At 48.5% G+C, this 7,823-nt stretch carries 6 protein-coding genes; 4 read left to right on the forward strand and 2 right to left on the reverse strand.

What is annotated here, in order from left to right; all coding sequences use genetic code 11:
• Window positions 1-157: 157 nt before the first annotated feature.
• Window positions 158-2,608 (reverse strand): leucine--tRNA ligase, encoded by a 2,451-nt coding sequence (gene leuS, locus EPO18_RS05830; protein WP_292431843.1) that lies wholly within the window; start codon window positions 2,606-2,608, stop codon window positions 158-160.
• Window positions 2,609-2,693: 85 nt separating this feature from the next.
• On the opposite strand from leuS, the gene EPO18_RS05835 reads away from it, so the two are divergent.
• The 3 genes from EPO18_RS05835 (at window position 2,694) to lnt (ending at window position 5,960) form a co-directional block, all read left to right on the forward strand.
• The gene (locus EPO18_RS05835) at window positions 2,694-3,179 is read left to right on the forward strand and encodes a zinc ribbon-containing protein (RefSeq protein ID WP_292431846.1); all 486 of its coding nucleotides are present in this window, start codon (window positions 2,694-2,696) and stop codon (window positions 3,177-3,179) included.
• Between the two features lie 58 nt (window positions 3,180-3,237).
• Window positions 3,238-4,047: a ParA family protein gene (locus EPO18_RS05840; RefSeq protein ID WP_292431849.1), complete on the forward strand. Its 810-nt coding sequence runs from the start codon at window positions 3,238-3,240 to the stop codon at window positions 4,045-4,047.
• Between the two features lie 344 nt (window positions 4,048-4,391).
• Complete coding sequence (gene lnt, locus EPO18_RS05845; protein WP_292431852.1) at window positions 4,392-5,960, forward strand: apolipoprotein N-acyltransferase; 1,569 nt, start codon at window positions 4,392-4,394, stop codon at window positions 5,958-5,960.
• A gap of 7 nt (window positions 5,961-5,967) precedes the next feature.
• Here lnt and EPO18_RS05850 read toward each other — a convergent pair whose 3' ends face one another.
• Entirely contained in the window at window positions 5,968-6,978 is a 1,011-nt protein-coding gene (locus EPO18_RS05850; RefSeq protein ID WP_292431854.1) for an integron integrase, read from the reverse strand.
• Between the two features lie 119 nt (window positions 6,979-7,097).
• On the opposite strand from EPO18_RS05850, the gene EPO18_RS05855 reads away from it, so the two are divergent.
• Window positions 7,098-7,574 (forward strand): hypothetical protein, encoded by a 477-nt coding sequence (locus EPO18_RS05855; RefSeq protein WP_292431857.1) that lies wholly within the window; start codon window positions 7,098-7,100, stop codon window positions 7,572-7,574.
• Window positions 7,575-7,823 lie beyond the last annotated feature (249 nt).

A 7,823-nucleotide genomic window follows, 5' to 3' on the forward strand; every position in this document is an offset into this window, starting at 1 on the left:
CTAAAGGCTAAAGGCTAAAGGCTAAAGGCTAAAGGCTAAAGGCTAAAGGCTAAAGGCTAAAGGCTAAAGGCTAAAGGCTAAAGGCTAAAGGCTAAAAATTGCAGCGCTCCTTAAATCCAAATGCAAGCTTTTTTGTCTTCCGCCCTTCGTCTTTCGCCTAAACAACAATATTAACCAGTTTTTTAGGCACCACTATCACCTTTCTGACCGGCTTGTCTTCAATAAAGCGCTTAACATGTTCATCGCTTAGCGCCATTGCTTCTATTTCGTCTTTGGTCGCAGTGATCGAAACGGTCATCTTGCTGCGTAATTTACCGTTAACCTGTAGCACCAGTTCCAAAGTGTTCTGCTCCAAAGCCGTTGCATCGACCTTAGGCCATGATGCACTGACCACCGCTTGCTGATGCCCCAAATCCAGCCATAATTGATGGCAGATATGCGGCACAATCGGCGATAACATTAACACAATGGCTTCCAATACTTCCTGTCGGACCGCCTTGCCGTTGTCCGAATCATCGGCAAATTTGGATAAAGTGTTAATCAACTCCATATTCGCGGCAATCACGGTATTAAAGGTATAGCGCCGGCCAAAATCGTCGGTTGCTTTCTGGATAGCCAGATGCAATTGACGACGTACTGCTTGCTGTTCTTCGGTTAATGATTGTTTATCAAGCGGCGCTGTAGCTCCGCCCGCATCGCAATGCAGATAAGCCTGTTTCCAGAGCCGCTTCAGAAACCTGAACGCGCCTTCCACGCCACTATCGGACCATTCCAGCGATTGCTCCGGCGGCGCTGCAAACATGATAAACAAACGCACGGTATCCGCTCCGTATTGATCGATCAGGCCTTGCGGATCAACGGTATTGCCTTTGGACTTGGACATTTTGCTGCCGTCTTTCAGCACCATGCCTTGAGTCAGCAGTTTTTTAAACGGTTCGTCGCAAACCAGCAAGCCTTCATCACGCATCAGCTTGGTATAAAACCGCGCATACAGCAAATGCAAAATAGCGTGCTCAATACCGCCGATATAATGATCGACAGGCAACCAGTATTTGGCGCTTTGATCAACCATGCTATCCGGATTACTGCCTGCAAAACGCGCGAAATACCAAGACGATTCCATAAACGTATCGAAGGTATCGGTTTCCCGGCGCGCCGCTTTGCCGCATGTCGGACAAGTCGTATGGGAGAAAATCGGATGAGCCACCAAAGGCGATTGCGAACCGTCCAGCACGACATCCCTGGGCAGTTCGACCGGCAAGTCCTTTTTAGGCACAGGGACAGTACCGCAGTCGTCGCAATAAATAACCGGAATCGGCGCGCCCCAGTAGCGCTGACGGGAAACGCCCCAATCGCGCAATCTGAAATTAGTCTTTCGTTGCCCTTTTTGGTCTTTTTCCAGCGCTTCTGAAATGGCCGTAAAAGCCTGTTCAGACGTTAAGCCATCAAACGCGCCTGAATTTTTCAACACCCCTTTTACGGTGTAAGCCTGCTTCGAACAATCATCGTTTTCTCCGTCTATGGCAAAAATCACCTGCTTGATTGCGATACCGTACTTAAGCGCAAACTCGAAATCGCGTTGGTCATGGGCCGGAACGGACATCACCGCGCCGGTGCCGTAACCCATCAACACGAAATTGGCGATCCATACCGGAACCTGTTCGCCGGTGATCGGGTGAACGGCTTTGATGCCGGAGTCGATGCCGCGTTTTTCCATGGTTTCCATGGCCGCTTCCGAGGTTTCCATCATCTTACAGTCATCGATAAAGGCACTGATCTCGGCATTGGTTTCTGCGGCCTTTAACGCCAGCGGATGCTCCGCCGCCACGGCAAGATAGGTCACCCCCATCAAGGTGTCGGGACGCGTGGTGTAAATACTTAAATGCTGATTCAATTCAGGCACCGGAAAATCCATCTCCACGCCTTCGGAGCGGCCTATCCAGTTAGCCTGCATGGTTTTGACCTGTTCCGGCCAACCGTCCAGCGTTTCCAGCGAAGTAAGCAATTCATCCGCATAAGCGGTGATTTTTAAAAACCACTGGGCGATTTCTTTGCGCTCGACTTGAGTATCGCAACGCCAGCAGCAGCCGTCGATGACTTGCTCGTTAGCCAAAACGGTCATATCATGCGGACACCAGTTAACCGGTGCGGTTTTTTTATAAACCAAGCCTTTTTCCAGCAATTTCAGGAAAAACCATTGCTCCCACTTATAATAATGCGGATCGCAAGTAGCTAATTCGCGGTTCCAGTCATAGCCGAAACCCAGCCTTTTAAGCTGGTCGCGCATATAGTCGATGTTGCTGTAAGTCCAGTCGGCCGGATGTACGCCGTGCTGCATCGCGGCGTTTTCCGCCGGCAGGCCGAACGCATCCCAACCCATTGGCTGCAAGACATTTTTGCCCAGCATACGCTGGTAGCGGCTGATCACATCGCCTATGGTATAGTTTCGGACATGCCCCATGTGCAACTTGCCGCTGGGGTAAGGAAACATCGACAAACAATAATACTTGTCTTGTGTAGACGATTCCGACACATTAAATACGCCTGATGCGTCCCAGGCGGCCTGTACTTCTTGCTCGATTGCCAAAGGCTTATAATTTTCTTGCATCCTTCTCGTCTTTTACCAGTCAAAAGCGTTAGAATACCGTACAGTCGCTTAAATCTAAAGCGCCATTTTCAGGAGTTCAACCCTAATGAATAAAAATAAACTTGTCACCGCCTATACCGATTTTATGAAGCATCTTCATGAAACCATGGAAGATACGCTGCATTCTTTTGCCGAAGCGCTGGAAATATCAAAAGAAAAGACCAGACAAGACAGCGATTTGACAAACGATGAGCTGGACAAGGTCTCAAAATTTGTTAAACGCGACATCGAACACGCAGCTCACGGCTTATCACCTCAGGAAGATAAAGACTCATTATCGGAATGGTTTAAATTCGATGTTGAGCTGATTGAAAATTTCGCCTTGGACGCTTTCTTAAGCGTTGCCGATAAAACCCGCCTGGAACTGGCAAAACTGGAAGAATTGGCAAAAGCACATACCTATCACAGCGGCGACATTACCGTACCCGGAACCTTTATCTGTGACGACTGCGGTAAAGAGATTGCGTTTAAAACAGCCAGTGAAATCCCTGAATGTCCGCAATGCCACGGCAAAACATTTATCCGTATTTGATATTACCGATGCAAAGCTTATAATGCGGCTTTCAACTATTTGATTTAACGGGGATAACATGCGCAGAGTCATTTTCAACCAGAAAGGCGGCGTCGGCAAATCTACTATTACCTGCAATTTAGCGGCTATCAGTGCTATTGAAGGTAAACGTACATTAGTCATCGACCTTGATGTTCAGGGTAATTCAACACAATACCTGCTCGGCAATAAGATCAGCGACAGTGATAAAACCATTGCCCACTTCTTTAAAGATACCCTGAGTCTGTCTCTGTTTGGCGGCGGTTCATCCGGTTCCGGCCTTGAAAGCGCGATCCATGAAACCCCATTCCCTAACCTGTTTGTCATTCCATCCCACCCCGAACTCGAGCCGCTACAAGGCCGTTTGGAATCGCGGATGAAAATCTTTAAGTTAAAAGAAGCGTTGGAAAAACTTGGAGATTTTGATGAGATTTACATGGATACTCCGCCTATCCTGAATTTCTACAGCCAGTCTGCGTTAATCGCCGCCGAAAAGTGCTTGATTCCATTTGACTGCGATACTTTTGCCAGAGAAGCCCTGTATTCTTTGATGCAGGTAGTGGCGGAAGTAAAATCCGACCATAATCAAACCCTTGAGATTGAAGGCATTATAGTCAACCAATATCAAAAACAAGCCAATTTGCCGCGCAAACTGGTCGAAGATCTTGTTGCCGAAGGCGTGCCGGTGCTGGCATCAATGATTTCGCCATCGGTCAAGGTCAGGGAGTCGCACACAGAATCAAAACCGCTGGTGCATTATGTCCCCAACCATAAACTGACCGACGAATACCGTGCCTTGCATGAAGAAATTCATGGTAAAAAATCCAAGGCTAAAAAAGCGCATTCCTGAGATTTACATCGTTACCACGCTCCGGCACTCGTTGTTATACACAAGTAGTTAAAAAGCTTGTCATTCCGGCAACCCCTACCTAGACAGGCCGATAGGCAGACCTTCCAGGTTTTTAAAACCTGGAAGGTCTAACTGGCAATGTGCTGAACAGGCGGGACGTTTCGGATGAAGCAACAGGCCCCGTCCATCTGGGTTCGAAAGTGGCACGCTCCCTTCGGCTACGCTCAGGACAGGCATGGCGCTGGATACTGATATTCGTGCCAGTATGACAGTTCTGAAATAAAGTTGTGCATAAATGAACGTCCCAACATAGCCCTCGCATAATCACACTCATCCCTAACACCATGAACAGCGTTTTTAAGCCCTGGATACTGCCCACTCTGTCCGGCATTCTAATCGGCACCAGCTACATCCCCTTTCCGCCTTGGGCCTCCTTATTCTGTTTCGTGCCGTTGTGGATTTTCTGGAAACGGCAAACCCGTTTGAAGGACGTTTTTATTGGCGGCCTAATTACTTCGTTCGTATTCACGCTGATCGGCTTTAACTGGGTCACTTACCTGTTACATGAATTTGCCCATCTGGACTGGCCTATCGCGGTCATCGGCATGGTAGTCTATGGTCTAATTGCCCACTTGTTCGTGCCGTTGGCCGGCGTATTGTGGTTTTGGGGGCAACAAAGATTTAACTGGCCAAAGCAGCTTTCGCTGGGACTGATGGCGTTGATCACCGCATTGTGCGAAGCTTATTCGCTGACTCTGTTCGACTGGAACTTCGGCTACTCCTGGTACGGCGCAAATATCCCTGTTTACCATTGGGCGGAAGTGATCGGTTTTAGCGGACTCAGCGCCGCAACGCTGCTGTGCAACCTGCCGCTTTATTGGGCTTGGGAACAGCGTAAACAGAACTCCGGAAAAATCATTTTAGCTGTCGTAGTTACGGGGTTTATGCTGCTAAATGTCGGCGGCCTGTGGCTTAAAAACCGGCTCCCGCAACCGGATGCGTCATTTAAAACACTGATGGTGCAAGCCTATATCGAAAACGCGGAAAAACTGGCCGCAGAATTAGGCAAAGGCTTCGGCAAAGAAATATTTAATCGTTATATCACGCTGACCGATAATGCTCTTAAAGCCCATCAAGACGAACAAATCGATTTCGCGCTATGGCCTGAAACCGCATTTCCGGCATTGCTGGGCGAGCGATTCAAGGTCGATGACTATCCGGTAGCGCTGGCGCAGTTCCTCCATAACCGCCAACTGCCGCTGATTACCGGTGCGTATAGCATTGACGAACCCTCCCGCCTGATCACCAATTCCCTGTTTGTATTGAACAAGGACGGCGAGATAGTACCGCCGCATTACAGTAAGTCTATCTTGCTGGCTTTTGGCGAATACATCCCCGGTGAACAATTTTTCCCCGAAATCCGCAATTGGCTGCCGCCCACCGGCCACTTTTCCAGAGGCCAAGGCCCGACCGATTTGCTGCGCTGGAACGGCTACAAAATGGGCGCGCAAATATGCTACGAAAGTTTGTTCCCACGATTTTCGCGCTCACTGGCTGAACTTGGCGCACAGTTCATCGTCAACGTCACCAACGACTCCTGGTACGGCACATGGCAGGAACCTTACCAGCACATGTATATGACACTGGCGCGCGGCGTGGAATTTCGCCGTCCGGTACTGCGCGTCACCAACACCGGCATTTCCACGGTATCGCTGGCCTCGGGAGAAATCCTGGAACGCTCGCCGATACATCAGGCTTGGGCAGGGCTATATGAAGTGCCTTACCTGAAAAACCCGCCGGTTACTTTCTATCAAAACTGGTTCTGGCTGGTTCCGGGGTTATTGTGGGGGGCGTTGGCTTTATTGTTAGGGATTGGGCTGATAAACCGGTTCAGCACTAATGACGGCAAATAACCTGTTGCTACAACCGGTCCAACGGACTCACCACTCCCTTGCCGCCTTTGTTTAATACATGAGTGTAAATCATTGTCGTGGCGACATCGCTATGCCCCAACAATTCCTGGACAGTGCGAATATCGTAACCCGACTGCAAAATATGCGTCGCAAAGCTATGGCGCAAAGTATGCGGCGTAGTCGGCTTGGCGATGCCTGCTGCTTGAGCAGCCCGCTTGACATAACGCTGCACCTGTTTTTCTTCAACATGATGCCGGCATTCCGAGTGGCTACGCGGATCGATGGAATAGTTTTTGGCGGCAAACACATATTGCCAACCCCATTCTTTTGAAGCGTTGGGATACTTGACCGCCAACGCATCCGGCAACCATACATCCACCTTGCCCAAAACGCTATCCTGCTCATGCCAGACGCGGCGCAACGCCAACTGAACGCGCAACGGCTCTACCAGACACTCCGGCAGCACGGTCACCCGGTCTTTGCCGCCCTTACCGTCGCGTACAATTATTTCCCTGCGCACCAATTCAACATCTTTCACCCGCAAACGCACCGCCTCCATCAAACGCATCCCGGTACCGTATAGCAACTTGATAATCAGACCAATGGGTTCAGGCGCCGAAGACGCTTCTCGTAATAAGTCTTGCACTTCCTGGGTTGTAAGCACTACTGGCAGCCGCCGAGGCTTTTTCGAACGCTCAAAATTATCCAGCCACGGCAAATCGACAGCCAACACCTCACGGTATAAAAATAAAATCGCCGACAGCGCCTGATTCTGGGTAGAACTGGACACATACCGCTGCGTAGCCAAATAAGTTAAAAATGCCTCCACCTCAATCGCACCCATTTCCGAGGGATGGCGCTTACGGTGATATAAAACAAACTGTTTAATCCAAGCGATATAGGTTTTCTCTGTGCTCAAGCTATAGTGTTTAAAACGAACTTTGTCACGGACTTGGTCGAGTAATTTTTTGGGTTGCGTTGATGTCGTATTTGTTTGTACAATATGTCGCCTTATCATACAATCTAGTCATTGAAAACAATAAGATAATATTAATCAAGAATGATTATACGACAATATGATTTTTTTATACGACAAATGATGTCGTATATATTACGTTAGGCGCACAGGAACTACTTATGCCCGTTTCGAAAAAAAAGAAAAAGCCGTATGACGAACGCACTGATGTCGAGAAAATCCAGTCAAACTGGACAAAAATTAGTGGGCTTTTGGATCGAGAAGAGTGGTCTAGCGCAGTAGTACGTGCGGCAACTGCAACAGAGATTGCTGCCAATTTAGTTGTACGCGAAGAATTTATTGATACTCGTGGCCTTGATACCGTCTTAGTTGATCATTTTCTACGCTGGGCTAACGGAATTCAGGGAAAGTTTGACAAGCTGATTCTCCCTGCAATAAAGGGCAAAGATCATGAGAAGGCATTTAAGAGCCTCAAAAAGCGAGTCGAAGATATAAATACCGAAAGAAACGCGATTGTTCACTCTGGGAAGTTCATTACCAAGACTGATGCTAAGAAGGTCGTAGCCGAAGCTAAAGAAATCATTATCAGTATGCTGGAACCTTACTATGACAATTTCGAACTTGATGATCTCTCGTGAGCGGGATGCCTAACATGGCGCTCAAAGGGACGTGCCGCCTCATGGCGGTTTTAAAGTTTTGTAATTTATCAAGCTTTGGGGCTTCGTTTAGCGTCCGTGAGCGGCACGCCCCTTAGCTCTACGTTAGACATAATGAAAAAAATCATCTCACTATTAACTATCGCGTCCACATCCATAGTAAGCGGATGTGATACGTGGTACGGGCAACGCTTTGATCTCACGACACCTAGTGCTCATGCCTTCGAAATT

This window comes from Methylobacter sp. (assembly GCF_004322395.1).
Lineage (GTDB): Bacteria > Pseudomonadota > Gammaproteobacteria > Methylococcales > Methylomonadaceae > Methylobacter_A.